This is a genomic window from Streptococcus sp. STR1/CE/0325, from assembly GCF_055386095.1.
Map to the genome: position 1 here is coordinate 1,552,162 of NZ_AP045018.1, position 26,859 is coordinate 1,579,020.

Here is a 26,859-nt window from a genome sequence, read left to right on the forward strand (position 1 = left end):
AGGAACTTAGCTTTTTGATTATTCTACTGATTTTAGGGCTTCAAGCATATTAACGCGTTTCAACCAACGGTTAACCATAAAGCCTAGAACGGTCAAGATCACAATGACCACTAGGGCAGGAACCAGATAAATCACAGCCCCAACAGATGGGTTAAACATGACGCTATCTGGTGGGATGATGTTATCCATATAAGCATGGAGAATAAGTCCCAAGCCAAATCCAACTAAAATCCCAATGAGTGATAGATAAATGGTTTCACGGTAAATGTAAAGGGTAACTTCTTTATTGTAAAAACCAAGGACCTTGATGGTGGAGAGTTCTCTAACCCGCTCAGCCACGTTGATGTTGGTGAGATTATAGAGAACCACTACTGCTAGGAGGACAGAAACACCAATCATGACACCCATGACACGGTTCAAGGAGTTAACAATCGTTGAAATCTGCTCTTTGAGACTGGTATTTTGCACCACGCCTCTGATACCTGATAGGGCAACAAATTGAGCAGCGATTTTTTCTGTTTCCTGATTTGTTGGGTTTTCTAGTCGAACCAGAAGGGCATTGTCCGTAGCTGCCTTATGGAAGGCTTTTTCATAGGCTTGGTCACTCATAAAGATGAAATGACTCATATACATTTCTGTAATGCCGGTCACCTTAACTGTGATGGTGCGATTGCTGCTGTCTTGAACGCTCAAGCGATCACCAACCTTGGTGCCAGTCAGAGTAGCTAACTTTTCAGAAATCACAGCTCCCTCATCGCCTAGAGAAAGATCTTTCTTGGTCTTGCGATTTGAGAGATGGATGTAGTTTTTCAAGTCCTTTTCTTGGGCTTCATTAGCCACTAACAAGGTAATGGACTGCTCATCTTTTTTGGCTCCTGCAGTCTTGGTCAACGTTTCATAATGAAGAGAAAGGGAAGACTTAACCGCTTTTTGATCCAAGACCTTCTGAATCTCTTGGTTTTGTGCCGAGGTGAGATCAGCATTTTTTGCTGCAATCAAATCATAAGTAATGATGTCTTTGAATTGGCGATTGTTCAAATCAGCAATAGATGAGCGAATGCCAAGACCAGCAAAGAGAAGGGCAATAGAGCCACAAACCCCAAAGATGGTCATCAACATGCGTTGCTTGTATCTAAAGATATTACGAGCTGTTACCTTTTGGGTGAAACTCATGCGATTCCAAAGCGGTGTGATCCGCTCTAAGAGAATCTTAGAGCCAGATACAGGAGGTTTTGGTAGGAGCAACTGGGCTGGTTTTTCACCCAGTTCTTTTTTCGCCACCAGATAAGCTGGTAAGACGGCTGAGAGGAGCCCGACCAAAATAGCAATCACCGTAATCCAAGGATAGAAATGGAAACTCATAGCAGAGAGCGCAATCTTATCCTTATAGGTGCTATAAATAATCATCGGAAGCAGGGTATGTCCTAAGGCCACCCCAACGGCTGTTCCGACCATACTGGTCACAAAACCATAAATGACAAATTTTTTGACAATCGAACGATTTTCATACCCCAGTGCCTTAAAGGTTCCCGCTTTAATCCGTTCTTCTTCCACAAAGCGTGCCATGGTCACAAAAGTCACCAAAGCAGCAATGAAGTAAAGCACAATTGGGAAGATATTACCGACATTATCGATAATGGAAGCGTTATTTTCATAAGAAATATAACCTTCTGAGCCTGGCACTTCACGTCTGGTGTAAACCGCGTAGGTCGGCTCAAGCAATTTGTCCACTTTTTCTTGGGCCGCTTTTAATTCTGAGCGCTTCTTAGCGAGTTCAGGATCGGCCTTGGCTTTGGCTTCTTGGTAGGCTTTTTCCTTTTGTGCCAGTTCTGCTTTGGCAGCTTCTAATTGGGCTGATTTTTGAGCAAAAGTAGCTTTTGCGGCTTCTAGCTGAGTTCTACCGGCTTCATACTCGCCCACTTTTTCTTGATAGGTGGCTAGTCCTGCATCATAAGTTGCAAGACCGCTTTGATATTGGCTCGTTTTATTGGCCAATTCTTGTCTGCCTTGCGCGAGGAGCCCGCTAGCAGCTTGGTAGCTCGCTTCTTTTTGCTGGTAGCTAGCAAGTCCTGAAGCGTAAGCTGTTTCTTTTTGCGCCAAGTCTGCCTTGGCTTGTTCTAGGCTCGCTTGATGCCCTTGATAGATAGCAGCTTTTTCTTGATAGAGCTGACTGGCTGCTTGATAGGCCTGCCATTTTTCTTGATAGGCCGCTTCTTGAATGGCAAGGGCTGCTTCTTCTTGAGCATAGTTCCCTTCTTGATCTTGGGCTTTCTTAGCCTCTAAGGCAGAACGCTTGGCACTCAACTGCGCCCCTAGGGCCTCTAGCTGACTTTCAGAGCCAGATAGCTCGGTTTGTGTTTGAGCTAAGACTTGACCCTGTGCTTGAAGTTCTGCTTCTTTTTGAGCTAAGCTGGCTTTGGCTTCATCTAGCTGCTTGCGACTCGCACTTAATTGCGCTTGGGCAGCATCGAGCTGCGTTCTTGCTGCGGCTAACTCTGCGCTTTTGCTGGCAAGCTGGGCTTCGCCTTGGCTGAGCTGACTGCCTGCTGCGGCTAGTTGAGCAGCGCTTTGTTGGAGCTTGAGCTCGCCTTGAGCAAGTTGCGCACGTCCTTGATCGAGCTTCGTTTGCCCTTCTTGAATTTGGGTTTGACCAGCACTCAACTGCTCTTCGCCTGTTTTGATTTGTGCCTTACCATCTGCTAGTGCTTTGGCTGCTTGATCCAATTTTTCTTGGGCTTCGTAAAGTTTGAAGGTTCCCGTTTGAATCTGCTCCTCAGCATCTTGTTTCAACTGGGCTAGACGCTTTTCTGGTTCATCTTTGAGCAAGTTTTTGAGCGCTTTTTTCTTGTCATAGACCTGATCGAGATAAGCCTGTCCATAAGGATTGAGATGCTTAAGACTACCGTAGCGCAGGCGTGCAATCATATACACGTCCGAATCAAAACTAGATGGCACAACTACCGCATAACCCTTTAACTCACCAGAACCTGCTTGGGAGGGGCCTAAGTTGACCCGTGATAGGATTTCAGAAGAATTGACAAAACCTGTAATCCGAAAGGCATGGTCTTTTAAGACTGTCTTGCCATTAGCGGATTCTTTTTCGCTAAAGCGGATGGTCTCTCCAATCTTATAATCCTTTTCATAAGCGGCAGAAAGGGCAATCTCTCCTCGTTTTTGAGGAAGTCTGCCTGAAACCACCTCATAAGTGGAGAGGTTCTTGGGTTCAGAAAAGACACGAAAGGCGGTTTCGCTATTTTCAATAGTGACGTCCTTAAAGTACCCATATTCAATTTCTGCTTGCTTATCCAAGGTACCAATCAAGGTTTGATCAGACTTGGCTAAACCATAGTCACTCAAGACCGCTAAATCCGCTGTTTTATGGGTTTTAAAAAAGTCTTGCGCTGAGCGCTCCATGTTGGGGGCGCTCACTTTTAACCCCACCAAGGCAAAAGACCCCAGCGCCATGAGAGAGGCGATAGAGACCACGCGTCCTTTTGAGGTGGAAAAGGCTGATCGGACATCTTTCCAATAGGTTTTACTCATGCCTACCTCCTTGTCTAATATTCCAAATCCTCAATTTTTTGAGGATTTGGATTGAGGTCAATGCTTTGCACCCTCGCGTCATGCATACGAATCACACGGTCGGCAATCGGAGCAAGCGCACCGTTGTGGGTTACAATGATTACCGTTGCCCCTTTTTTTCTAGCCATATCTTGCAAGATTTTTAAGACTTGTTTTCCTGTGCGGTAATCAAGCGCCCCTGTCGGCTCGTCACAAAGCAGGATTTTAGGATTTTTAGCCACGGCCCGTGCAATCGCCACCCGCTGTTGCTCCCCTCCTGATAGCTGGGCTGGGAAGTTATCAAGCCGATTACCCAAGCCAACATCAATCAAGGTTGCTTTGGGATCCAGTGCATCTTTGACAATCTCAGATGCCAGCTCCACATTTTCCTTGGCAGTCAAGTTAGAGACCAAGTTATAAAACTGAAAGACAAAGCCAACATCTGTCCTGCGGTAGTGAGTCAATTCTTTTTCATTGTAGCGGCTAATGTCCACCCCATCAATAATGACTTCCCCTTCATCATTGGTATCCATCCCACCTAGGATGTTTAAGACTGTTGATTTTCCAGCACCAGAGGAGCCAAGAATAATCACTAGCTCCCCTTTTTCAATTTCAAAGTTAATGTCATTATTGGCGACAATCTCTGTCTCACCGGTCTTATAACGTTTGAAGCTATGCTTCATTTCAATATAAGCCATTTCTTTTTCTCCTCCATCAGTCATCTTCATTTCATCATAATATCACAAAGATGATAAAAATATGATACTTTTTATCATACTAGAAAATCTCTAAAAAGGCAACAACAGTTGCAAACAAAATGTTGAAATAAGAAAATAGTCCGATGATTTGACATGCCTAATTAAAATCAGTATGATAGATTTAGATAAGGAAAAAGGAGCTTGAGCATGACCCAACAACGCCAGACCCAAACCAAACAAAATCTCAAAGAAGCCTTGACCCTCTTATTACAGGATAAGGAGCTTGAAGCCATTTCCGTTAGCCAGCTCACACAAAAAGCAGGGGTTAATCGGAGCACCTTTTATCTGCACTATCTAGATAAATACGATTTTATCGCACAATTACGAGAGGATATCCTCAGTGATTTCTATCAGATTTTCCTTGCACATCACAAGGACTTTCAAACCTACCTCCTCTTGACCTTGAGCTATATCAAAAATGATCTGCCTTTTTTTCAAGCCATTCAGTCCAGTCATTTCACCAATTTTTCAGATGCTATCAAGACCTTTACCCTACAGATTTTGGAGGAAACTCCAGGGGCTGAAGACTTTGTCATCCAGCATTTTAAAGCTCCAAAACACTACGCTTTGGAATGTTTTTCTGCCATCATTGAAGGAATGGTATCTCTTTGGATCATGACGGATGCCAAGGAAAGCCCACAAGAGTTGACTACGATTTTAATGGACATGCCCAGCTTTCAATGGTGCCTGCCCAAAGAAGAAACGAAAACTGCTGAGTGATTACCCAGCAGTTTTTTAAACTAATATTTGCGAAAACGTTGGTAGCGTTCTTCTAATAGCTGCTCTAGAGGCAAACTTTCAAGATAGGAAAGCTCTGTCACCAAACTCTCTTTAAGATGGAGCAAAATCTCACTGCTAAAATAGCCGTGTTCTGGAATCATCTTGTCAATCACACCCATCTCAAGGAGATCGTAGGCAGTGATTTTCATGAGTTGTGCCGCTTCAGTAGCACGCTTACCATCCTTCCAAAGGATAGAGGCAAACCCTTCAGGGCTTAGCACCGCATAAATAGCGTACTCTAGCATCCAAACGCGATCCGCCACAGCCAAGGCAAGCGCCCCACCAGAACCACCTTCTCCGATAATAATCGCAATGATAGGAACCTTTAAATCACTCATCTCAAGCAAATTTTGAGCGATCGCCTGACCTTGTCCGCGCTCTTCAGCCTCTTTACCTGGATAAGCCCCTGCAGTATTGATAAGAGTGATGACAGGTCGGTTAAACTTCTCAGCCTGCTTCATCAAGCGAAGGGCCTTTCGATAACCTTCTGGATTGGGCTGACCAAACCTACGGTTGAGGTTATCCTTGAGATTTTTCCCCTTTTGAATACCGATGAGAGTTACGGGGCGCCCGTCTAAATAGGCTAGCCCTCCAACAACCGCCCCATCATCAGCATAGGAACGATCACCATGCAGTTCGATAAAGTCATCAAAAAGCTGCTCGGCATAATCTAATACGGTCAAACGCTCCTGCGATCTCGCTTCTTTTAAAATTCTATTGACACGCTGGCTCATCTTTTTCCCCCATGAAATCTTAGCAAGGCGGCAATTCTATCTGGCAGATCCTGACGGGTGACAATCGCATCCACAAAACCGTGTTCCAAGAGAAACTCCGCCTTTTGAAAATCATCTGGCAAGTCCTCACGCACTGTTGTTTCGATAACACGACGACCCGCAAAACCAATCAAGGTCTGTGGCTCTGCTAAAATAATATCCCCTTGCATGGCAAAACTAGCTGTCACACCTCCTGTTGTCGGATCCGTTAAGACCGTCAGGTAAAACAAACCAGCTTCGCTATGGCGTTTGACCGCAGCAGAAATCTTTGCCATCTGCATCAGACTCATGATGCCTTCTTGCATCCTTGCGCCACCAGAGGCAGTAAAGACGACCACTGGCAGCTTTTTTGTTCTGGCGTATTCAAACAAGGCGGTCAATTTTTCTCCAACGACCGTCCCCATACTTCCCATGATAAACTGAGAATCCATGATGGCAAGGGCCAGCTTTTGCCCCTTGATGTGGGCAAGACCCGTCAAAACTGCTTCATCCAAGCCTGTCTTTTCTTTCATCTGCTCTAATTTCTCCAAGTAATTAGGAAATTTGAGCGGATCTTTTTGTTCTATCCCCTCAAATAGAGGAAGAAAAGTACCTTCATCTACTGTAATAGCTAGCCTTTCTTGAGCTGAGATCCTAAAATTATAGGAACAAGACGGGCAAACCTTGGCTGGACCTAAGTCTTTTTGATAGATGGTATGTTTGCACCCCGGACACTTGGCAAAGAGTTCATCAGGAACTTCTGGTTTCAAGCGCTTTTCTTCACGCCGCTGACGATTGGGGTTGATGCGGATAAATTTATCTTTCTTTTCAAATAAGGCCATGTTCTTCCTCCATCTGTGCTTGGTAGGCAGGAAGGAAATCCTCCATCAAAAAGGACGTGTCATAGTCGCCTGCAATCACGCGCGAATCAGAAATCAAAGACATTTGAAAATCACAGTTAGTCGAAATCCCCCCCACCTCTAGTTCATAGAGGGCACGTTGCATCTTCATCAGAGCATCAAAACGATTTTCCCCATGAACGATGACCTTGGCAATCATGCTGTCATAAAAAGGCGGAATCTGGTAACCCGTATAAACAGCCGAATCCACCCGCAGACCCGGACCTCCACTTGGTAGATACAAATCAGTAATCTTCCCTGGTGAAGCCTGAAAACCTTTGCTAGGATCCTCGGCATTAATGCGACACTCAATCGCGTGACCGTTTAGGCCAACCTCAGCTTGTTCATAGGCTAAGGCCTGACCAGCTGCGATCGCAATCTGCTCCTTGACTAAGTCAATCCCTGTCACAGCTTCGGTCACAGGATGTTCTACCTGAATCCGCGTATTCATCTCCATAAAGTAAAACTGTCCTGTTTTTTCATCTAGGAGAAACTCAATAGTCCCTGCATTCTCATAGGAAACTGCCTTAGCTGCCCGAACAGCAGCCTCTCCCAACTGGGTGCGTAAGGTTTTTCCAATGGCAATAGACGGGCTTTCTTCTAGCACTTTTTGATTGTGACGTTGCAAAGAACAGTCTCTCTCCCCCAGATGCAAGGTCTTGCCGTACTGATCCGCTAGGATCTGCACCTCGATATGGCGTGCGGGATAGACTACTTTTTCCACATACATGGCACCATTGCCAAAGGAAACCTTGGCTTCTTGGGAAGCAGACTCAAAGGCTTGGACCAGCTCCTCTTTGGAGTTGACCTTACGAATCCCCTTACCGCCACCTCCTGCAGCTGCTTTTAACATGACAGGATAGCCGATTTCTTCTGCGATGGCTAGGGCTTCTTGACTCGTTTCCACCTCACCTTTTGATCCAGGAATGATCGGTACACCAGCTTTTGCCATTTCTTTTCTAGCTTCAACCTTGTCCCCCATCTTTTTCATGACCTGACTAGATGGGCCAATAAAGGTCAGATTCATCTCCTCACACATGGTGACAAACTTGGGATTTTCACTCAAAAAACCAAATCCTGGATGAATGGCTTCTGCTCCTGAAACGATGGCAGCAGACAAGACACTGTTCATATCTAAGTAAGAATCACTAGCCCGTGCCTTTCCAATACAGATGGCCTCATCGGCTAAAAGCGTATGAAGGGCCTCCTTGTCTGCTTCAGAATAGACAGCAACCGTTGCAATCCCCATCTCTCTAGCTGCACGAATAATGCGCACAGCAATCTCGCCACGATTCGCCACTAGGATTTTTTTAAACATGAGCTCACTCCTCTATTTTATCTCCCAGCGCAAAGGTCAGGGTTCCTTTTGCTGCCAGCTCTCCGTCCACCTCGGCCTTTGCTTCGACCACAGCCATAGGACCACGCTTTTTGACAATTCTTACCTTTAACATCAACTGATCCCCTGGGATAACCTGACGCTTAAACTTGACCTTGTCCATCCCGGCGTAAAAGACCAAGCGCTTACCTTCTTGTGACAGGGCAAGGACACCTGCTGCTTGCGCCAAAGCCTCCATGATGAGAACACCTGGCATGATAGGATAGTCTGGAAAATGTCCTGTAAAAAACGGCTCATTGATGGTCACATTTTTAAGAGCGACAATCGTATCGTCGGTCATCTCCAACACCCGATCGACCAAAAGCATGGGGTAGGCATGAGGGAGGATGGTTTGTATCTCACGAATATCGATCATGCCAAAATCACCAATCCTTTCGCGTAGTCCACGACTTCTTCGTTTGCCACTAAGATCTCTTTGACCACCCCATCTCTTGGCGATGGGATTTCATTCATGACCTTCATAGCTTCAACGATAAGAAGGGTCTGACCTTTGGTCACAGTATCTCCGACACTGACAAAGGGCGGTTGTTCTGGCGATGGGGAAAGATAAGCCACACCAACCAATGGGCACTCGACCACTTCTCCTTCTCGTTCCTGAGGCGCTTCTACTGAAACAGACCCTTTAGGAACTACCTCCTCTTGCACGGATAGAGACAGTGGCGCTTCTGCGAAGGCTTGCGGTTGTGCTACGACTGGCTCTGTTCTTTCGTTTTTACTAAAAGACAGTTCATCGCCTTCTCCCTTATAAGAAAATTCTCTCAGACTCGATGTATCAAATTGTGCCATCAACTCTTTAATCTCACTGAGTTTCACACTTATTCCTCCCAACGTTTAAATGCCACAACGGCGTTATGACCACCAAAGCCAAAGGTATTGGAAATGGCATACGGCAGATCGGCTGCCTGACCTTGACCGTAAACGACATTGGCTTTGATGTCTTCTGATAATTCACTGGTCCCTGCAGTCATAGGGATAAAACTATGGCGCATGGCTTCGATGGTTGCAATCGCTTCAACAGCCCCTGCCGCTCCAAGCAAATGTCCTGTAAAGGACTTGGTCGAAGACACCGGTGTCTTTTCACCAAAGACCGCAACAATGGCTTGGCTCTCACCTTTTTCATTGGCCTGTGTTGACGTGCCGTGGGCATTGATATAAGCGACATCGCTAGGGGCAATCCCTGCTTCTTTCATGGCAAGTTTCATGGCCTTGGCTGCTCCACTACCATCTGGAAGTGGGCTAGTCATGTGATGGGCATCGCAGGTATTGCCATAGCCCACAACCTCTGCCAAAATCGTTGCCCCACGGTTAAGGGCATGATCTAGATTTTCTAGAACCAAGACACCTGCTCCCTCTCCCATGACAAAACCATTTCTAGCCTTGTCAAAAGGAATCGAGGCTCTATTTGGATCCTCTGTGGTGGAAAGGGCTGTCAAACTCGCAAAACCAGCAACTCCAGTCCTTGTGATCGAACTCTCTGAACCACCTGCCAACACCACATCTTGATAACCAAACTTGATGCTACGAAAGGCTTCGCCAATAGCATCATTGGCTGAGGCACAAGCGGTCGTCACGGATTTACAAATCCCTTGCGCTCCAATGCGCATGGCGATATTTCCTGCCCCCATATTGGAAAGGGACTTGGGTAAAAACATGGGCTGAACCCGCTTTGGACCACGCTCATGGAGACGGATGATCTGCTCTTCCATCTCTTCAAGTCCACCGATACCACTTGAGACCACCACTCCAACACGGTCTGGATCTTCCTCGTCCATATCCAAATCTGCCATATCCAAGGCTTCAAGAGCTGCGTAGATGGCATAGAGCGAATAGCGATCCATACGATTTTTGTCTTTTTTCACAAAATGTTTATCAAATGGGAAATCCTTGACCTCGCCAGCCAAATGCACACTCATATCACTGCTGTCAAAACGGGTAATCGGTCCAATCCCGATCCTACCGTTGACCAAGCTACTCCAAAACTCTTCTGGTGTATTTCCAATCGGTGAGGTTACGCCGTAACCTGTGACCACCACTCTATTTTCTGTCATGATTGTTCCTTTTTGTTACTGCATACTCATGCCACCATCGATGGCAAGGACTTGACCGGTAAGATAATCTTGTTTGGCGAGAAAAGCTACGACCTGAGCTACTTCTTCACACTTACCGATCCGCTTCATGGGAATGCGCTCGATAGCTGCTTCCCTATGCTTTTCGGACAACTGCTCCGTCATATCAGACTCGATGAAGCCTGGTGCGACAACATTGACACGAATGTTTCGTCCAGCGACTTCTCTAGCCACAGACTTGGTCAATCCGATCAAACCAGCCTTTGAGGCCGCATAGTTGGCTTGACCGATATTGCCCAAAAGCCCCACCACGCTCGATACATTTATGATAGCACCTTTTCTAGCTTTTGTCATCGGTTTCAAGACGGATTGTGTCATGTTAAAAGCACCAGTAAGATTGATGCTAAGTACCGTTTCAAAATCCTCTTGACTCATCTTGAGCATAAGCTTATCCTTGGTGATACCTGCATTGTTGACTAAAACATCTACACTTCCCAGTTCTGAAATCGCTTTTTCCACCATACGCTTGGCATCTTGAAAATCAGAGACATCTCCAGAAATCCCAATCACGCGTCCTTCATAGTCAGTAAACTCATCTAGTAGGTCATCTGTGATGCTTGAGCGTCCATTGAGGACAACATTGGCTCCTTCTTTAGCCATTTGGTGGGCAATCGCACGACCAATGCCTCTGGTTGAACCAGTTATGAATACATTTTTTCCTTTTAATTCCATCTTATCATCCTTTACTGGTTGGCTAGGCAACTCTCCAAACTCGCCGCATCATAAACAGAACACACAGGAAGATCCTTGTCCGTTTTTTTGACAAAACCAGCCAAGACCTGACCTGGGCCAATCTCAATCACACGGGTCACTCCTAGCTCTTTCATGCTGCTAAGTGAATCGAAAAATCGAACAGGTTCTTTCATCTGGCGTTCTAACAGACTCGCTACCTCTCCATCTCTCATCACCTCAGCTGTCGTGTTGCTAATCAAGGGAAGCTCAAAAGGAGCAAAAGTGACCGATTTTAAGGCTTCAGCAAATTGCTCGCTAGCTTCTTGCATCAAATTGGTGTGAAAGGGGCCTGATACCTTTAGCGGAATCAAGCGTTTTGCACCATTTTCCTTTAACTGCTCAAGCGCCAAGTCAACTGCCTCTTTTTTACCACCAATCACAATCTGCTTTGGTGTATTGTAGTTGGCAGGAGCAACCCAGCCAAGACCGGCTTTTGAGGCTGTTTCACAGACGCTTTCGATGACCTCAATAGGGGTGTTCAAAACCGCCACCATTTTCCCCTCACCAGGTGGCACGGCCTCTTGCATGATTTGCCCTCTCCTAGCCACCAATTTCACTGCTTCTGCAAAGGATAAGACCCCTGCTGCAACGAGAGCCGAATACTCTCCTAGCGAGAGACCAGCCACCACATCTGCTTTTACGCCTTTTTCTTGCAATAAACGATAAATCGCAAGAGAAGTAACGAGAACAGCTGGCTGCGTATAGGATGTTTGATGCAGTTTTTCCTCATCTTCATCAATTAAGGTACGAAGATTGTATCCAAGTAGCGTACTGGCTTCATCAAAGGTATTTCGAACAATAGGATATCTCTCATAGAGATCCCTTGCCATACCTAGCTCTTGGGCCCCTTGTCCTGCAAATAAATAGGCGATTTTTGTCATCGTCTCTCCTTACTCACTCCAGCGTTTGGCTTCCTGTGCAATGACCTCTCTTGCTCCTTCATAGAGATCACGGACAATCTCTTCACAGGTTTCTTCCTTGTGGACGAGACCTGCAATCTGACCAGCCATCACTGCACCATTTTCCACATCACCATCAACGACACCGGCACGCAGAGCGCCTGCTCCCATAGTTTCAAAGATACTGACATCAGGATTATCTTGTCTAAAAGCTTCTCGTTCAGCCTCATCAAAACGCTTGGTCAATTTATTTTTCAGACCACGTACCGCATGTCCAAAATGTTGGGCAGAAACCACCGTATCAATGTCTTTTGACCCAATGATTTTCGCCTTGTAATTCGGATGGGCGTTGGATTCTTTGGCAACGATAAAGCGTGTTCCCACTTGAGCCGCCTCAGCACCTAGCATAAAGGCAGCCGCTACACCATGACCGTCTCCAATACCACCTGCTGCAATAACAGGAATGGACACTGCCTCAACCACTTGGCGCACCAAACTCATGGTTGTGAGCTTACCGATATGACCGCCTGCTTCCATACCTTCTGCCACCAAAGCATCCACACCTAGTTTTTCCATACGCTTAGCAAGCGCCACACTTGGAATGACAGGAATGACCGTAATGCCCGCTTCTTTGAAGCGTGCCATGTACTTGCCTGGGTTTCCTGCACCAGTGGTGACCACCTTAACCTTTTCTTCGATGACCAAATCCACGATGTCATCTGCAAAAGGCGAAAGCAACATGATATTAACCCCAAAAGGCTTGTCTGTCAGTTCGCGTACACGGTCAATATGACCCTTGACCACTTCTTTTGGAGCGTTTCCGCCACCAATAATACCAAGACCACCTGCCTTTGAGACAGCTCCTGCCAAATCACCATCTGCCACCCAAGCCATACCGCCTTGGAAGATAGGGTAGTCAATGCCCAATAGTTCTGTAATACGTGTTTTCATTTGTCTATCCTCGTTATTATTCCATTTTCAAATTATTTGAGAATCAAATTATAGGAGTAAGAAGAGAGAGCCTCTTTTGGGGCTCTTAGCTTCTGTTCTTGTTTAGATTAGTTTAGTTGGTTTTTTCTTCAACGTAAGCCACCAAGTCACCAACGGTATTAAGACCGTCTTCTGATTCGATTTGGATGTCAAAGGCATCTTCAATCTCAGAAATCACTTGGAAAACATCTAGTGAATCGGCATCAAGATCAGAGAAGGTGGTCTCAAGCGTTACTTCTTCTGGTTCTTTTCCGAGTTCTTCAACGATAATTCCTTGAACTTTTTCAAATACTGACATAATTTTGCTCCTTTTTTCTTTCTGTCTAAATTTTAACAATCAAGTGGCCAGATGTCAAGCCACCACCAAACCCTGATAGCAAAATGGTTTTTTGCCCATCTAGAGAAATCAAGCCTTCTTCCACACATTCGGAAAGCAAGATAGGAATACTTGCGGCACTGGTATTGCCGTAGCGATCCATATTAGAGGGAAATTTTTCCCTTGGGATACCAATTTTTTTGGATAACTTATCCAACAAGCGGCTATTGGCCTGATGCACAATCGCATAGTCTATCGTTTCTCGCGAAATCTTCTCCTCATCCATCAAGGTATTGAGACTCTTTGACACATCCTTGACCACAAAGTCAAAGACGGCTCTACCATCCATTTGTAAAGAACAAGACGAGGGTTTTCCTTGTGAAAACGGTGAAGATACTTGGCTAAGACCTGAAAGCAAGGCTGCTCCCTTGGTCCCATCACTGGTGAGCGATTCAGCGAGGAAATACTCTTTCTCACTTGCCTCCAGTAAGACCCCTCCAGCCCCATCGCCAAAAAGGACTGCTGTTGAGCGATCGGACCAGTCGATTACCTTAGAAAGGACCTCTGCACCAATGACCAAACCTTTTTGGTAAAGACCAGAACGGATAAACTTATCCGCCACAGACAAGGCATAGGTAAAACCACTACAAGCAGCCGTCACATCAAAAGCAAAGGCAGACTTAGCACCAATTGCGGCCTGAACTCGGGTTGCTGTCGCTGGCATCTGGCTATCTGGTGTGATGGTCGCTAAAATGATAAAGTCAAGCTCCAAAGGGGTAAATCCTGATTTTTCAAGAAGCTGCTCAGCAACATGAATCGCCAAATCACTAGTATTCTCCCCTTGACTGATCCGCCTTGACTTGATGCCAGTGCGGCTATAAATCCACTCATCACTGGTATCCATCATCTGCGCCAAATCGTCATTGGTCACTTGTTTTTTGGGAACATAGTGGGCCACCTGACTAATTTTTGTATAGGTCATTTGAGATTTCCTCCAAAAAGTCATGTAGGCTGACCAAGCCTTTTTTCAAGGTGGACAATTCCTTGTCATCCATCTCTTTCATGATATGATTCACCATAGACTTATGAAATTTTTGGTGCAACTTAAACAAAAGCCGCCCCTTTGATGTCAAACTCAGGTAAACAATACGACGATCCTCTAGGGATTTATGTCGCTCGATATACCCCTTTTTTTCCAATCGATTCAGGCTTGTTGTCACGGTTCCAAGAGTGACCATCAACTCTTTAGCGATATCGCTTGGCTTGACTTGATCGCTTTTTCCAATGATGTCAATGGTGTGCATCTCCTTGATAGAAACATCATGAAAACGACTACTGGTCCTAAGGCTCAACTCCTCAATGACCAAGATACGATTAAAAATAGCGACCAAATAATCATTGATTTGATTGTAATCCACTGATTTCTCACCTTCTCTCAATTAAAACTTTGACTTTCAAAGTATAGCAAACTTTTAGCAACATTGCAAGAAAAAATTTGATGATGAAAATAAATCCTTAGCTATTTGCTTTACAACAAAGACGATAAAGACCGCAACCTTGCTAGGCTCTCCTAACAAGGTCACAAAGGTCTATTCGTTGACCACATCTAGGGTCAATAGAGATAGGGTAAGGGGTTTGTTATCCTTACCGACAAAACTCACAGTCCCATTTTCAGGGTGATAGGTCACGCTATCTAAGCTAATACGGTACTGCACCGCTAGTTTGACCAGCTGATCTTGAAAAGTGTCAAGGTTCATGCCAAATTGTTTGGCCAAGGCAGCTTGGGCAGCTTCTTCTGGATCTAAGTCCTCATCAGTCGCAGTTTCCTCAAGGCTAGGAGTAGGGCTAGCGGGCACTTCAGAAATCACTTTTTCAGCTTCAGCTGATTTAGACGTTTCTGGCTGAGTCGCTGATGCTTGAGAGGTCGTTTCCTGCGCCTCTTTTGGTGAGCTTGCTTGATTATTCCAGTAATGTTCGGCTGCGCCAGTTTCTTCCTTGGACAGATCCGCTTTTGGAATGTAGTGGCTATGCCCCATGTGGGGGGTCAAATAACCGTCACCCTCATCACTAGTGATGTCACGCGCATCAAAGATATAGCCATCAGAAGTCGTATAGCGACCCGCTAATTTCGCTAATTCAATCTCTTCCTTGGTGTAGGCGATTTGACTGTTAGGCTTGCCGTCACGCTCTGGATGTGTCAATTTCGCAGCCAACTCCAAGGCTTGCTTGAGAAGAGCATCTTTTTGGACACTAGTGCTCTTGGCTTTTTCTTTCAAAGCTGCCAACTGTTCTTTAATGTTCTTATCTGTATTTGAAGTGACCTTCCCTTCTAAACCTTCCAAATAAGCTAGCAAGGTTTGACCAAAGTCTGCTGGTTTTTCTGTTTTTTCCTTACCAACATCACTATTTAGTCCCCAACCTTCTGCTTGAGAGCGTTCATCTGGATGAGCGATATAATATTTAATCGTGGAGAAGAGATCCGCTAGACTATAACCCACCGGTGCCTTGAAGCTGCCATCATTAAACCAATCCAGTTTGATATTGTGGTAGTGGTCCTTGTGCGGAATGATAAGACTGCCATTTTTCACCTCTGTCGTATGCTCGGTATTGTAAGGCATGTGAAGGGTTGGGACAATCTTTTTGGCTTCAACACGTTCAAAGAGAGAAAGGGCACTTTCCTTACTGCTATCAAAGTGAGACACGTCATCTGCCTTAGGCGGTTGAATCCCTGCACTCTTGGTATAGAGTTTCGCGGCTTCACTGTCTTTTTTAGAAAGGCTTTCCTTGTCCACCCAGTAACCATGTCCCTTATGGTTGACCAGATAAGACCACCCCTCGTCGCTAACAATGGTATCTGGCGCAAAGATATAGCCTGTCTCTGCCGTAAAGATACCCGCCGCCTTAGCAAGACTCACCTCGTCTGCATCATAGACGACCTCAGTATTAGAGAGTTCCCCTCTTTCTGGATGGCTAACGAGAAGCAACTCTCTCACCAAATCTTCCTTGGATAAGTCCCCCTCGTCAAACTGTTGAAGCAAGTCTGAAAAGCTCTTTTCTTGTGCCTTATCACCTGCCTTGGTATGGGCTGTAATATAGTGACTGACCGCTTCTGTAAAGTCTTGATCCACATTTTTTTCTGCTTCTGCTGGCTTGGTCTTTTCCTCCTCGCTTCCAAAAAGGTTTTTATCGAGCAAACGTAGAGGGGAGATGAGAGGAAACGGTTTGTCATCACTGGTTTCTTGCTTGTCCTCTTTCGGTTTAGCTTCCTCCTCTGGTTTTGTCGTATCTTTGCCTGATAGCAAATCCTTGTTCAAGAAAGGAAGACCCTTGATGATGGAAAAGGCTGGTTCTTCTTTAGAAGGAGTTGCTCCTTCCTTTTCTTTCTTGGTTTCAACCGTTTTTTCTGGCTGAACAAGAGGCTTGCTCTCCTCTTGAGGGAGAACTGGAGTAACTTCAGGCTGAGTCATGCCACGACCTAAGACAAGATTGGTGACTTGTCTTTCCAAATCTGATAGGTCACTAAAAGGAATGAAGTGGAAATGATTGCCATGAGGAACCACCACCCCGTGATCGGTCGCCTTGGTGATCTTCATCGGGTCAAAGACCAAACCATCTGACTCCACATGGCGCTGACTAAGTGGTGTCGCATAAAGTTTTTCTAAGAGGGAAGAAAGCTCCTCTTTTGGCTGAACACTTACTCCGTGATGGATAGACGAAGGGACGGACGAACTTGGATGAGTCACATGAGGTTGACTAGGAGTAGCTGTCTCAAGTGTCGGCGTAGCCGTATAAACAGGAGCAGACGGTGTGACAACTGGTGCAGTTGAAACTGGAGCGGCTGCTTGCACACGTCCTCCTCCTTTTTTGGCATCCCAATAGCTTTGAGCGGCAGCTAGCTCGCTAGCAGACAAGTCACTCTTTGGAATATAGTGGAAGTGATTGCCATGAGGAACGATGAAGGCATCTCCTGTGTCTTCGATAACATCCGTTGGGCTAAAGACATACCCGTCATCTGTGGTGTAGCGACCTGCTTTTTTAGCTTCTTGAACCGCCTTTGGCAGTTGGGCTTGCCCCTTTTCTTGACTAGCTACTTTACTAGCTGCATGTTCTTCTTTCTGGCGCTTGATTTCTTCCTTCGTGCGCACATTGGTGGCATGCTTTTCGTCTTTGAGATAGAGATAGTACTTGCCGTCCACCTTGATGATATAACCGTCTTTGACCTCATTGACAACATCTGATGGCTTAAAGACATAAGCAGGGTCTTTCATGACCAACTCTTCGCTAATGATGGCATCATAAGGGACTTTGCCGTTGTAGTAATGGTAGTGGTCACCGTGGGAGGTCACATAGCCTTGGTCCGTGATTTTAACAACGATTTGCTCAGCATTGATGCCTTCTTTAGCACTAATTTCATCTGGACTGAGTTCCTTATTTTTGCTGATCTGTTGAGCCTTATCATCTCCCTTGACATAAGACACACGGTTATCTTCTTTGACTTCTGCTTGGTGTTTACCCAGCTCATACCCACCAAATCCCACTGCTAAGAGGATGGCTGAGCTAATCAGATAGCTTTTCTTTTGCGGTTTCATTTGTTTAACTCCTTCTCTAGTGTTTGTAGATTGTCTTCTAAGTTTTCTAAGTAGGTCTTATTATTTCTTGGATCAGCTTCCAAGGGATTGAGCACCGCTAAGCGCGTGCCCGTTTCTTTTTTCACCGTTTCCGCAATTTTAGACGAGGCATTGCTCTCCACAAAAATGGTCGTCACCCCATAAGTCTTGACAAAATCCTTAATCTCACTCAACTGCCTTGGGCTAGGTTCTTGCTCCGGTGAAATTCCTGCAATCCCTAGTTGACGCAAATCAAAACGCTTGGCCAGATAAGAAAAGGCAGTGTGCTGGGTGACAAAGGTCTTTTGCTTGGCCTTAGCCAGCAAGGGTTGATACTTTTTGGTCAGTTGCTTGGCATCTTGCGCTAATTTTTTGGCATTGTCCTCATAGGTCGCTTGGTGCTTGGGGTCAATCTCAGCTAGGTGCTTGGCGATAATCTTGCCTTCTTCAGCAACTTTTTCTGGATCTAGCCAAGTGTGGGGGTCGTAGAGGGTTTTGGGGTCGATGCCCTCGCCTGCTTCTACATCTTCTAGTCCAGCCACCTTATCTAGGGTCATACCTTCTGAGGCTTCGACGACTTTGACCTTTGATTTTTTGAGGTTAGGATCCAAATCCCTAGCCCAAGACTCTAGCGTTTTAGAGTGATAGACAAAGACATCTGCATCATAGATGGCAGCAACATCACTCACTGACGGCTCAAAGGAATGAATCCCGTCCTTGGACTGAATCATCTTCACTTCATTCAAATCCCCAGAAATTTGCTTGGTCATGGCGTAGATGGGATAAAAACTTGTCACAATTCTCAAGCCCTTATTTTGCTTTGTTTTTTTAGAACTGCAAGCCGCTAGAAGCAGCAACCCACATAAAAAAACAAGCACAAGTTTCATACAGCGTTTCATTTCTTGTCCTCTTTCTAAAAACTTAACCAGTTACTTAACCGGTTAATAATATACCACGATTAGAAAGACCTGTCAAGAGTTTTTCCTATCTTTACCAAAAAACACCTGAGTCCATTGACTCAAGTGTTCTTGCCCTTAATCTTGTGATTGGTCAGCCACTTTCATAGCAAGGGCAAAATTTCCCAAGGTGGCAGAGCCATTATTAGGCACAGCAGGTGTCACGATGTACTCCTCAATCGCAGGAATAGGCAGGTAATCGTTCAAAAGGCGCAAGAAATGATAGTGCACCAGCTTAACCATGTGTTCCTGAGCCATAACGCCACCGCCAAAAACGATGACTTCCGGACGAAACATCATGGTCGCCTGAATAGCAGCTTGAGCAATGTAAAAGGCTTGTTTTTCCCATACATCGCTCTCAAGAGGAATATTCTCCCCACGAATACCTGTCCTAGCCTCGAGACTAGGACCTGCGGCTAGCCCTTCTAGGCAACCATCATGAAATGGACACACTCCCCTAAAATCCAGCTCACTAGGGTGTTTCATCAGATAAGTGTGCCCCATCTCGGTGTGACCAATCCCACCAACAAACTCACCATGTTGGTAAGCACCAGCACCGATACCTGTTCCGATGGTATAGTAAACCAGATTTTCTACCCCGTCACGCGCGATGACCTCACCGTAAGCCGAACTATTGACATCCGTGGTGAAGTAAAACGGCACTTGCAGGGCTTCTTTTAAAGGACCAATCATATCCACATGCGACCAGTAGGGTTTTGGTGTCTTGGTCACATAACCATAAGTTGGCGAAGTTTCATCAATATCAATAGGACCAAAAGAACCAACGGCTACCGCTTCTAGCTCTTCATAAGGTTTGAAAAAGGCAATCACTTTTTCTAGCGTCTCTTCTGGTGTTGTGGTTGGAAACTGGGTTTTGGCAATGACTTCAAACTCGCTATTGCCCACTGCACAAACAAATTTTGTACCACCTGCTTCAACACTGCCGTATAATTTTGTCATTATTCTTCCTTTCTAAACAACGAAAGAGGTAGAGAGGCTTGAGGTTGTGCCTCAAACGTCCCTACCCTACTTTTCCATTATTTGGCTTCAAATAAGTCATCACCTGCTGCAACTGTTCCTGTTGCAAGAGGAGTGACACCTGCGTAGTCAGCTGTATTGGTCAAGATAACCATCGTCGTATCATCAAGACCTGCGTCTTGAATAGCAGCTGCTTCAAAAGTTCCTAGAACATCGCCAGCCTTGATGCTTTGACCAGCCTTAACCTTGGCTTCAAAGCCCTTACCATTCATAGACACGGTATCAATACCGATGTGGATTAAGATTTCTGCTCCCTTATCAGATTTAAGGCCATAAGCATGACCGGTTTCAAAGGCGATTTCAACCTGACCATCGACTGGAGAAACAACCACGCCTTCACTTGGTTTGATAGCAAGACCTTGTCCCATCGCTCCAGATGAAAAGACCGGATCTTTCACATCTTTTAGTTCGACCACTTGACCAGCTAGGGGGGCTTTGACCACTTCTGCTGCTGGTTTTACGACATTATGTCCTGTTTCTGCTTCTTCGACTAAACGATCGGTTTCAGCATTTTCTTCTTGAGTGTTATCATCTTCCTTGTAACCAAAGGCATAAGTCAAGCCAAATCCAAGACCAATTGCCACAAGCACCATCAAGATGTATTGGAAGAGCTGACCATTACCAACATAAAGGAGGGTACCTGGGATGATGGTAATACCAAATCCGGTTCCAGCAAGGTTCATGAGACCAGCTAACCAACCAGCAAGCGCACCGCCGACCAAACCAAGGACAAATGGCTTACCGTAACGAAGGTTAACCCCAAAGATTGCTGGCTCGGTAATTCCAAGCATGGCAGAAAGAGCGGCTGGAAAGGCAAGAGCTTTCATCTTAGCTGATTTTGATTTCACACCCACTGCAATAGTAGCCCCTGCTTGCGCTGCCATCGCTGCGGTAAAGTAAGCGTTAAATGGATCACGACCCGTATTGGTAATCATTTGCGCTTCAAGGAAGTTAAAGATATGGTGAACCCCAGTTACCACGATGATTTGTTGGACACCACCGACGATGAGACCTGCTAGACCAAATGGCAAGCCAAGAAGGGATTTGGTTGCGACCAAGACCACATTTTCAAGAGAGTGGAAAACTGGACCAATGATAAAGAGTCCAAGCATACTCATGACAAGGAAGGTCACAAATGGTGTTACAAGAAGATCAAGCGCATCTGGGACACGTTTATGCAACCATTTTTCCAACTTAGAACCTAAAAGTCCCACAAAGAAGGCTGGAAGCACAGTTCCTTGGTAACCCACAACTGGGATAAAGCCAAAGAACATGATCGGTTTGACATCACCACCTGAAGCCACTGCCCAAGCGTTTGGAAGGGCTGGACTCACCATCATGAGACCAAGGACGATACCGATAAGCGGATTTCCACCAAAAACACGAAAGGCAGACCAGCAGACCAAAGCAGGTAAGAAGACAAAAGCCGTATCAATCAAGACTTGCAAGTAAAGCATGAGGTTGGCGTTGACTTCCTTAACCCCAAAGAGAGAAAGAACTTGCTCTTGCGTGATAAGACCACGAAGTCCCATGAAAAGACCCGTCGCCACAATCGCTGGAATGATTGGGACAAAGACGTCACCAAAAGTACGAACCGCACGTTGGAAGGCATTTCCTTGCTTAGCAGCTTCTGCCTTTTGCTCACCAGTTGATGCTGTTGGAAGACCTAAGGCAACCACTTCATCATAAATCTTGTTAACCGTACCTGTTCCAAAGATGATTTGGTACTGACCAGAGTTGAAGAAAGCCCCTTTGACCTTCTCGATGTTCTCTGCTTTTTCCTTGTCAATCTTTGACTCGTCAAGCACCATCACACGCAGACGTGTCGCACAGTGGGCAACACTTCTGACATTGTCACGGCCACCGACTGCTTCGATGACTTCTTTTGCAATATCTCTATTATCCATTTGCAAAAAACTCCTTTTAAAAAATGTGTTTATGGTTAGTGAAAGCGTTTCACCAATCTCTACTTTTATTCTACCATGATTTGGAGATATGTCAAGCGTTTTACACAAATTTTTTTATCTCACGTTAAACAATTGATTTTTCGGTCGAAAACGTTTACTATAATAGAGAGAAAATGTTTTGTATAGAAAGGAACGGCTATGAATCTACCAACAGAAATCCGTTATAAACCTTATCAAGATTGGACCAAGGAGGAGCGCGACGCTATTGCAACCAATGTTGCCAAATCTCCTTGGCACACCACCTATCACTTAGAACCAAAAACAGGGCTTCTCAACGACCCTAACGGTTTTTCTTACTTTAATGGGAAATACCATCTCTTTTACCAAAACTTCCCCTTTGCAGCGACCCACGGGCTCAAACAATGGGTGCATACCGAAAGCGAGGACCTGGTCACTTTTAAAGAAACAGGGACTGTCCTTCTCCCAGATAGCCCGCTAGATAGCCACGGGGCTTATTCTGGTTCGGCTTATGAGATTGACGACCAGCTCTTTCTCTTTTATACCGGCAATGTCCGTGATGAAAACTGGGTCAGAACCCCCCTTCAGGTCGGCGCCTTTATGGACAAGGCGGGCAAGATTACCAAATTACCAGAAGTCCTCATCGACCAGCCTTTAGATGTCACCGAGCATTTCCGTGACCCTCAGATTTTCCGCTATGAGGGGCAATTTTACGCCATCGTTGGGGCACAAAGTCATGACAAACACGGCTTTATCAAGCTCTATCGTGCTATGGATAATGACGTGACAAACTGGCAAGAAGTGGGGAATCTCGACTTTGGTGCCAAGGCTAGTGAATACATGATTGAGTGCCCTAATCTGGTCTTTGTTGACAGTAAACCTGTTCTCCTTTACAGCCCACAAGGGCTTTCCAAGGAAGAACTGGATTATCACAACATCTATCCCAACACCTATAAAATCTGTCAAGCGTTTGACACAAAAAATGCTCGCCTCACTGACCCATCACCTATCTTTAACCTTGACTTTGGCTTTGAGGCTTATGCTACCCAAGCCTTCAACATGCCAGACGGCACTGCCTATGCCATCAGCTGGGTAGGACTGCCTGACATTGACTATCCGAGCGATCGCTTTGACCACCAAGGCTGCATGAGTTTGGTTAAAAAACTCAGCCTCAAAAACGGCAAACTCTATCAAGAACCTGCTGGAGACTTGAGCAAGTGGCGGGGGCAAAAAGAAGATTTTAGCGACAAAGCCCACACCCATAACACCTACGAGCTAAACCTTACCGTACCAGCCCAGCAAAAAACTAGCCTCCTCCTCTTTGCAGATAGCAAGGACAAGGGCTTTAAGATTGAGATTGATACGCTAAACGGGCAGTTGACACTTGATCGCTCAAGCGCAGGTAAGGTCTATGACCTTGACCACGGAACCACACGCTCCTGCGCTATCAGTACTCAAGAAGCTCACTTACAAATTTTCGTGGACCGCTCTGTCATTGAAATCTTTGTCAATAAGGGAGAGCAAGTCCTCACCAGCCGTGTCTTTCCAACAGACAGTCAAACCGGCATCCGCCTGCTTGAAGGGGAGCTGAGTGGATCTTACTATGAAATGAGGGCCTAACTCATGGTCGCAAAACTAACCGACGTCGCTGAATTGGCTGGGGTTAGCCCCACCACCGTCTCACGCGTCATCAATAAAAAAGGCTACCTCTCCACCAAAACCATCCAAAAAGTGGAAGAAGCCATGAAAACCTTGGGCTATAAGCCCAACAACCTCGCCAGAAGCCTCCAAGGCAAGTCTGCCAAACTCATCGGCCTTATCTTTCCCAATATCAGCAATGTCTTTTATGCCGAGCTTATCGAGTACCTCGAAATCGAGCTCTTTCAACGTGGCTACAAGGTCATCATTTGCAACAGCCAAAGAGACCCCCAAAAAGAAAAAGACTACCTCGAGATGCTGGCGGCCAACCAAGTGGACGGCATCATCTCCAGTAGCCACAACCTTGGGATTGATGATTATGAAAAGGTTGAAGCACCCATCGTGGCCTTTGACCGCAACCTCGCTCCAAATGTTCCTGTCGTCTCTTCGGATAACCTAGAGGGCGGAAAGATGGCTGCCAATTTCTTAAAGCGAGCAGGCCGAAAAAACATTATCATGATCACAGGAAATGATAATTCGAACTCACCGACCGGCCTTAGGCATCAGGGCTTCCAGCAGATCCTCCCCGATGCGCCGGTCATCAATGTGCCAAGTGACTACTCACCTATTCGCAAGCAGATGGAAATCAAGACCATCCTCACCCGTTACCAGCCGGATGGTATCTTCGTGTCAGATGACTTGACCGCGATTTTAGCTAGAGACATCGCCCAAGATTTGGGACTATCTTTCCCCAAGGATTTGACCATCATCGGCTACGATGGCACCACCTTTATCGAGACCTATCATCCCCACCTAGCCACCATCAAACAACCTCTCAAGGAAATCGCAAGGCTCTGCGTGGATGTCCTCATCAAACGCATCGAACACAAGGAAACTGACCTAGAGTATATCCTACCCATTACCCTTATTCCTGGAAAAACCCTTTAAGCATGAAACAAAGCGCATCCGTTTCTTCTTGATGCGCTTTTTCATTTCAAAAAATAGTAATCGTTTTCATAATTTGATATAATAGGAAACGACTAAGTATAAAGGAGAAACCCATGTCTTTCCCATTTAAAAAATTATGGCTCGCCCTAGCCATCTCAAGCTCTGCCCTTAGCCTGCAACAGCTGGCAAAGGCCGATGAGCTAAATACCCCTCAACCCCTTGAGCACCAGGAAATCACGATGCCTGTCTCAGACCAGAGTGAGGCCACACCTTTGGACCAGACGACTGGTACACCAACAGACAAAGAAACCAGCGCTCCCTTAGTGGAACAAAAGGTCAATCTCACCCTAGAGGATTACAAACAAAAAAGCGCCCTCGAGTTGGCGCAGCTGGTGCGCGACAAAAAAGTTACCAGCAAAGAACTGGTGGATTTGGCTTATCAAGCCATTGACCAAGAAAACCCTAGCCTCAACGCCGTCATCACAGAGCGCAAAGACTTGGCCTACCAAGAAGCGGAAAAACTAACCGACAAGGGGCAGCCCTTTTTAGGCGTTCCCATGCTCCTCAAAGGACTCGGTCATATCGTCTCAGGTGGTGAAAACACCAACGGGCTCATGACCAGCTCTCGTGTCCTCTCAAAAGTCGATGGCTCAGAAGCCAAAAAGTTTAAGGAAATGGGCTTTGTCATCCTAGGTCAAACCAACTACCCTGAGTTTGGTTGGCGCAATATCACCGATTCCAAACTCTACGGAGCTGCCAGCAACCCTTGGGACACCAGCCGTAATCCAGGTGGCTCATCTGGTGGTTCTGCTGCTGCCATCGCAAGTGGCATGGTCCCTGTTGCAAGCGGCAGCGATGCGGGAGGATCCATTCGTATTCCTTCTTCTTGGACGGGTGTCATCGGGCTCAAACCCAGCCGTGGCATGACCTATAACCTCAAAAAAGACAGCAAAACCTTTACCGTTCATTTCCCTCTCACCAAGACCATCGCAGATACCAAGGCGCTACTAGCTGGCTTGCGCCATCCAAACATTAGCCCAGAACACGTCGAAAACCTCAAAAACCTCAAAATTGGCTACAATTTGACCTCCCCTATGGGGACACCTGTTAGCGACGAAGCCAAGACGGCCGTGCTAGAAGCTGTTAACTTTTTGAAAGATCAAGGCTTTAACGTCGAAGAAGTCGCTTATCCCATCAATGGTCGTGATGTGATGCGTGACTACACGACCGTTTCCATCGGCTACGGTGGCTTCTTTAGCCGAATTGAAAAAGACTTGACGGCTAAAAAGCTGACCAAGTATGACCTCGACCCCCTCACTTGGGCGGTTTATGTCACCTATCGTGATAGTGATAAAAAAGTCTTGAGAGCAGATATTGATGAGGCTTGGAAACATGTGGAAGAGTACAGTAAAACCATGGATACCTTCCATCAAGACTATCCTATCTTTCTCACCCCAACCACAGCGACACCAGCCCCCCTCAACACTGACCCTTATGTGACGGACGAGGACAAAGTGGCCCTCTACAATATCGAAAATCTCCCTCAAGAAGAGCGCATCAGCCTTCTCAATCGTCAGTGGGAGCCCATGCTACGCCGCACGCCCTTCACCCAAATCGCTAATCTGACCGGTGAACCCGCCATTTCCCTACCGACCCACCTGACCAAAGACAATCTACCTCTAGGCATCATGCTCAACGCCAAATGGGGCATGGATGATGTCCTGCTCGATCTGGCTCAAGTCTTTGAGGACCAGCACCAGTTTAAACTAAAAGGGGAGATTAAGCGACAAGCTAAGGTCGACCAAGACCCAACAATTATCGAAAAAACGATACTACCTATCGAACCACTCAAGGTTCATCAAGTCGGCGAAGAAGAAAATTTTGAAAAAACAGTACTACCTATCGAGCCACTCAAAATTCATCAAGTCGGTGAAGAAGAAAATTTTGAAAAACCAGTACTGCCTATCGAGCCGCTCAAAGTTCATCAAGTCGGCGAAGAAGAAAATTTTGAAAAACCAGTACTGCCTATCGAGCCGCTCAAAGTTCATCAAGTCGGCGAAGAAGAAAATTTTGAAAAACCAGTACTGCCTATCGAGCCGCTCAAAGTTCATCAAGTCGGCAAAGAAGAAAATTTTGAGAAACCGGTCTTTCCACTTAAAAAGCGAGTAGCAAAGAACAACAAAACCGCATCTCAACCCCTCGCAGGTAAACAGCAACAAGAAATGCCAAGCCAAACGGTCACAACTAACTCTCACCAACTCCCACATACAGGAGAGCAAAACACCCAAGTCCTCACTACCCTAGGCATCGCCCTCGGATTAGGAAGTTTGGTGTATGGGATGAGAAGAAAGAGAAATTAGTACCTTTCATCAAAATAAAAGAGCGAGTACTTCCTTATTGGATGTACTCGCTCTTGTTTATTGGATCACTGTCGTCCACTACAGTGGACAAAGAGCCAAAAAACAACCGTCGATAGCTTTGGCGAAGTAAGACAGTTGTTTTTGTCATTGATTTTAACTAGCCACCGTCTTAAACAGT

21 protein-coding genes and 2 pseudogenes are annotated in these 26,859 nt (G+C 45.9%); 4 read left to right on the plus strand and 19 right to left on the minus strand.

What is annotated here, in order from left to right; all coding sequences use genetic code 11:
* Positions 1–18 precede the first annotated feature (18 nt).
* Both ACZ49W_RS07530 and ACZ49W_RS07535 read right to left on the minus strand, forming a co-directional pair.
* Positions 19–3,543: an ABC transporter permease gene (locus ACZ49W_RS07530; protein WP_464814692.1), complete on the minus strand. Its 3,525-nt coding sequence runs from the start codon at positions 3,541–3,543 to the stop codon at positions 19–21.
* Between the two features lie 14 nt (positions 3,544–3,557).
* Positions 3,558–4,259 (minus strand): ABC transporter ATP-binding protein, encoded by a 702-nt coding sequence (locus ACZ49W_RS07535; protein WP_464814693.1) that lies wholly within the window; start codon positions 4,257–4,259, stop codon positions 3,558–3,560.
* A 207-nt stretch (positions 4,260–4,466) separates the two neighbouring features.
* On the opposite strand from ACZ49W_RS07535, the gene ACZ49W_RS07540 reads away from it, so the two are divergent.
* Complete coding sequence (locus ACZ49W_RS07540; RefSeq protein WP_464814694.1) at positions 4,467–5,039, plus strand: TetR/AcrR family transcriptional regulator; 573 nt, start codon at positions 4,467–4,469, stop codon at positions 5,037–5,039.
* Between the two features lie 20 nt (positions 5,040–5,059).
* On the opposite strand, the gene ACZ49W_RS07545 is transcribed toward ACZ49W_RS07540, so the two are convergent.
* The 17 genes and pseudogenes from ACZ49W_RS07545 to ACZ49W_RS07625 form a co-directional block, all read right to left on the minus strand.
* Positions 5,060–5,833, minus strand: coding sequence for an acetyl-CoA carboxylase carboxyl transferase subunit alpha (locus tag ACZ49W_RS07545; RefSeq protein ID WP_464814695.1), 774 nt, complete (start codon positions 5,831–5,833; stop codon positions 5,060–5,062).
* Positions 5,830–6,693, minus strand: coding sequence for an acetyl-CoA carboxylase, carboxyltransferase subunit beta (accD, locus tag ACZ49W_RS07550; protein WP_464814696.1), 864 nt, complete (start codon positions 6,691–6,693; stop codon positions 5,830–5,832). The genes ACZ49W_RS07545 and accD overlap by 4 nt, the downstream gene beginning before the upstream one ends.
* Positions 6,680–8,068, minus strand: a complete 1,389-nt coding sequence (accC, locus tag ACZ49W_RS07555; protein WP_464814697.1) for an acetyl-CoA carboxylase biotin carboxylase subunit — start codon at positions 8,066–8,068, stop codon at positions 6,680–6,682. The genes accD and accC overlap by 14 nt, the downstream gene beginning before the upstream one ends.
* Before the next feature lie 4 nt (positions 8,069–8,072).
* Complete coding sequence (gene fabZ, locus ACZ49W_RS07560) at positions 8,073–8,501, minus strand: 3-hydroxyacyl-ACP dehydratase FabZ (protein WP_464814698.1); 429 nt, start codon at positions 8,499–8,501, stop codon at positions 8,073–8,075.
* Positions 8,498–8,959, minus strand: a complete 462-nt coding sequence (gene accB, locus ACZ49W_RS07565; RefSeq protein ID WP_464814699.1) for an acetyl-CoA carboxylase biotin carboxyl carrier protein — start codon at positions 8,957–8,959, stop codon at positions 8,498–8,500. The genes fabZ and accB overlap by 4 nt, the downstream gene beginning before the upstream one ends.
* Before the next feature lie 2 nt (positions 8,960–8,961).
* The gene (gene fabF / locus ACZ49W_RS07570; RefSeq protein ID WP_464814700.1) at positions 8,962–10,194 is read right to left on the minus strand and encodes a beta-ketoacyl-ACP synthase II; all 1,233 of its coding nucleotides are present in this window, start codon (positions 10,192–10,194) and stop codon (positions 8,962–8,964) included.
* A gap of 15 nt (positions 10,195–10,209) precedes the next feature.
* Positions 10,210–10,944 (minus strand): 3-oxoacyl-[acyl-carrier-protein] reductase, encoded by a 735-nt coding sequence (gene fabG, locus ACZ49W_RS07575; RefSeq protein WP_464814701.1) that lies wholly within the window; start codon positions 10,942–10,944, stop codon positions 10,210–10,212.
* 11 nt (positions 10,945–10,955) lie between these two features.
* Positions 10,956–11,885 (minus strand): ACP S-malonyltransferase, encoded by a 930-nt coding sequence (gene fabD, locus ACZ49W_RS07580; RefSeq protein ID WP_464814702.1) that lies wholly within the window; start codon positions 11,883–11,885, stop codon positions 10,956–10,958.
* A gap of 9 nt (positions 11,886–11,894) precedes the next feature.
* Positions 11,895–12,854, minus strand: coding sequence for an enoyl-[acyl-carrier-protein] reductase FabK (gene fabK, locus ACZ49W_RS07585; RefSeq protein ID WP_464814703.1), 960 nt, complete (start codon positions 12,852–12,854; stop codon positions 11,895–11,897).
* A 112-nt stretch (positions 12,855–12,966) separates the two neighbouring features.
* Positions 12,967–13,191, minus strand: coding sequence for an acyl carrier protein (locus tag ACZ49W_RS07590; RefSeq protein ID WP_464814704.1), 225 nt, complete (start codon positions 13,189–13,191; stop codon positions 12,967–12,969).
* Between the two features lie 25 nt (positions 13,192–13,216).
* Positions 13,217–14,191, minus strand: a complete 975-nt coding sequence (locus tag ACZ49W_RS07595) for a beta-ketoacyl-ACP synthase III (RefSeq protein WP_464814705.1) — start codon at positions 14,189–14,191, stop codon at positions 13,217–13,219.
* Positions 14,172–14,627, minus strand: a complete 456-nt coding sequence (gene fabT, locus ACZ49W_RS07600) for a fatty acid biosynthesis transcriptional regulator FabT (protein ID WP_464814706.1) — start codon at positions 14,625–14,627, stop codon at positions 14,172–14,174. Before fabT ends, ACZ49W_RS07595 begins: the two co-directional genes overlap by 20 nt.
* A gap of 171 nt (positions 14,628–14,798) precedes the next feature.
* Positions 14,799–17,798, minus strand: a complete 3,000-nt coding sequence (locus tag ACZ49W_RS07605) for a pneumococcal-type histidine triad protein (protein ID WP_464814707.1) — start codon at positions 17,796–17,798, stop codon at positions 14,799–14,801.
* Positions 17,795–18,715: a metal ABC transporter solute-binding protein, Zn/Mn family gene (locus ACZ49W_RS07610; protein WP_464814708.1), complete on the minus strand. Its 921-nt coding sequence runs from the start codon at positions 18,713–18,715 to the stop codon at positions 17,795–17,797. The genes ACZ49W_RS07605 and ACZ49W_RS07610 overlap by 4 nt, the downstream gene beginning before the upstream one ends.
* Before the next feature lie 135 nt (positions 18,716–18,850).
* Positions 18,851–19,732 carry a fructokinase ScrK gene (gene scrK, locus ACZ49W_RS07615; protein ID WP_464814709.1) on the minus strand — a complete coding sequence of 294 codons (882 nt, stop codon included), beginning with the start codon at positions 19,730–19,732 and terminating at the stop codon, positions 18,851–18,853.
* Positions 19,733–19,809: 77 nt separating this feature from the next.
* Positions 19,810–20,241, minus strand: a pseudogene (locus tag ACZ49W_RS07620) (PTS sugar transporter subunit IIA); the annotation flags it as partial.
* A gap of 167 nt (positions 20,242–20,408) precedes the next feature.
* Positions 20,409–21,717: pseudogene (locus ACZ49W_RS07625) on the minus strand (sucrose-specific PTS transporter subunit IIBC); the annotation flags it as partial.
* Positions 21,718–21,915: 198 nt separating this feature from the next.
* Here ACZ49W_RS07625 and ACZ49W_RS07630 point away from each other — a divergent pair.
* The 3 genes from ACZ49W_RS07630 to ACZ49W_RS07640 all read left to right on the plus strand — a co-directional run bounded on the left by ACZ49W_RS07630 (position 21,916) and on the right by ACZ49W_RS07640 (position 26,681).
* Entirely contained in the window at positions 21,916–23,355 is a 1,440-nt protein-coding gene (locus ACZ49W_RS07630; RefSeq protein WP_464814710.1) for a sucrose-6-phosphate hydrolase, read from the plus strand.
* Between the two features lie 3 nt (positions 23,356–23,358).
* The gene (locus ACZ49W_RS07635; protein ID WP_464814711.1) at positions 23,359–24,321 is read left to right on the plus strand and encodes a LacI family DNA-binding transcriptional regulator; all 963 of its coding nucleotides are present in this window, start codon (positions 23,359–23,361) and stop codon (positions 24,319–24,321) included.
* A 113-nt stretch (positions 24,322–24,434) separates the two neighbouring features.
* Entirely contained in the window at positions 24,435–26,681 is a 2,247-nt protein-coding gene (locus tag ACZ49W_RS07640) for an amidase family protein (protein ID WP_464814712.1), read from the plus strand.
* Positions 26,682–26,859: the final 178 nt, after the last annotated feature.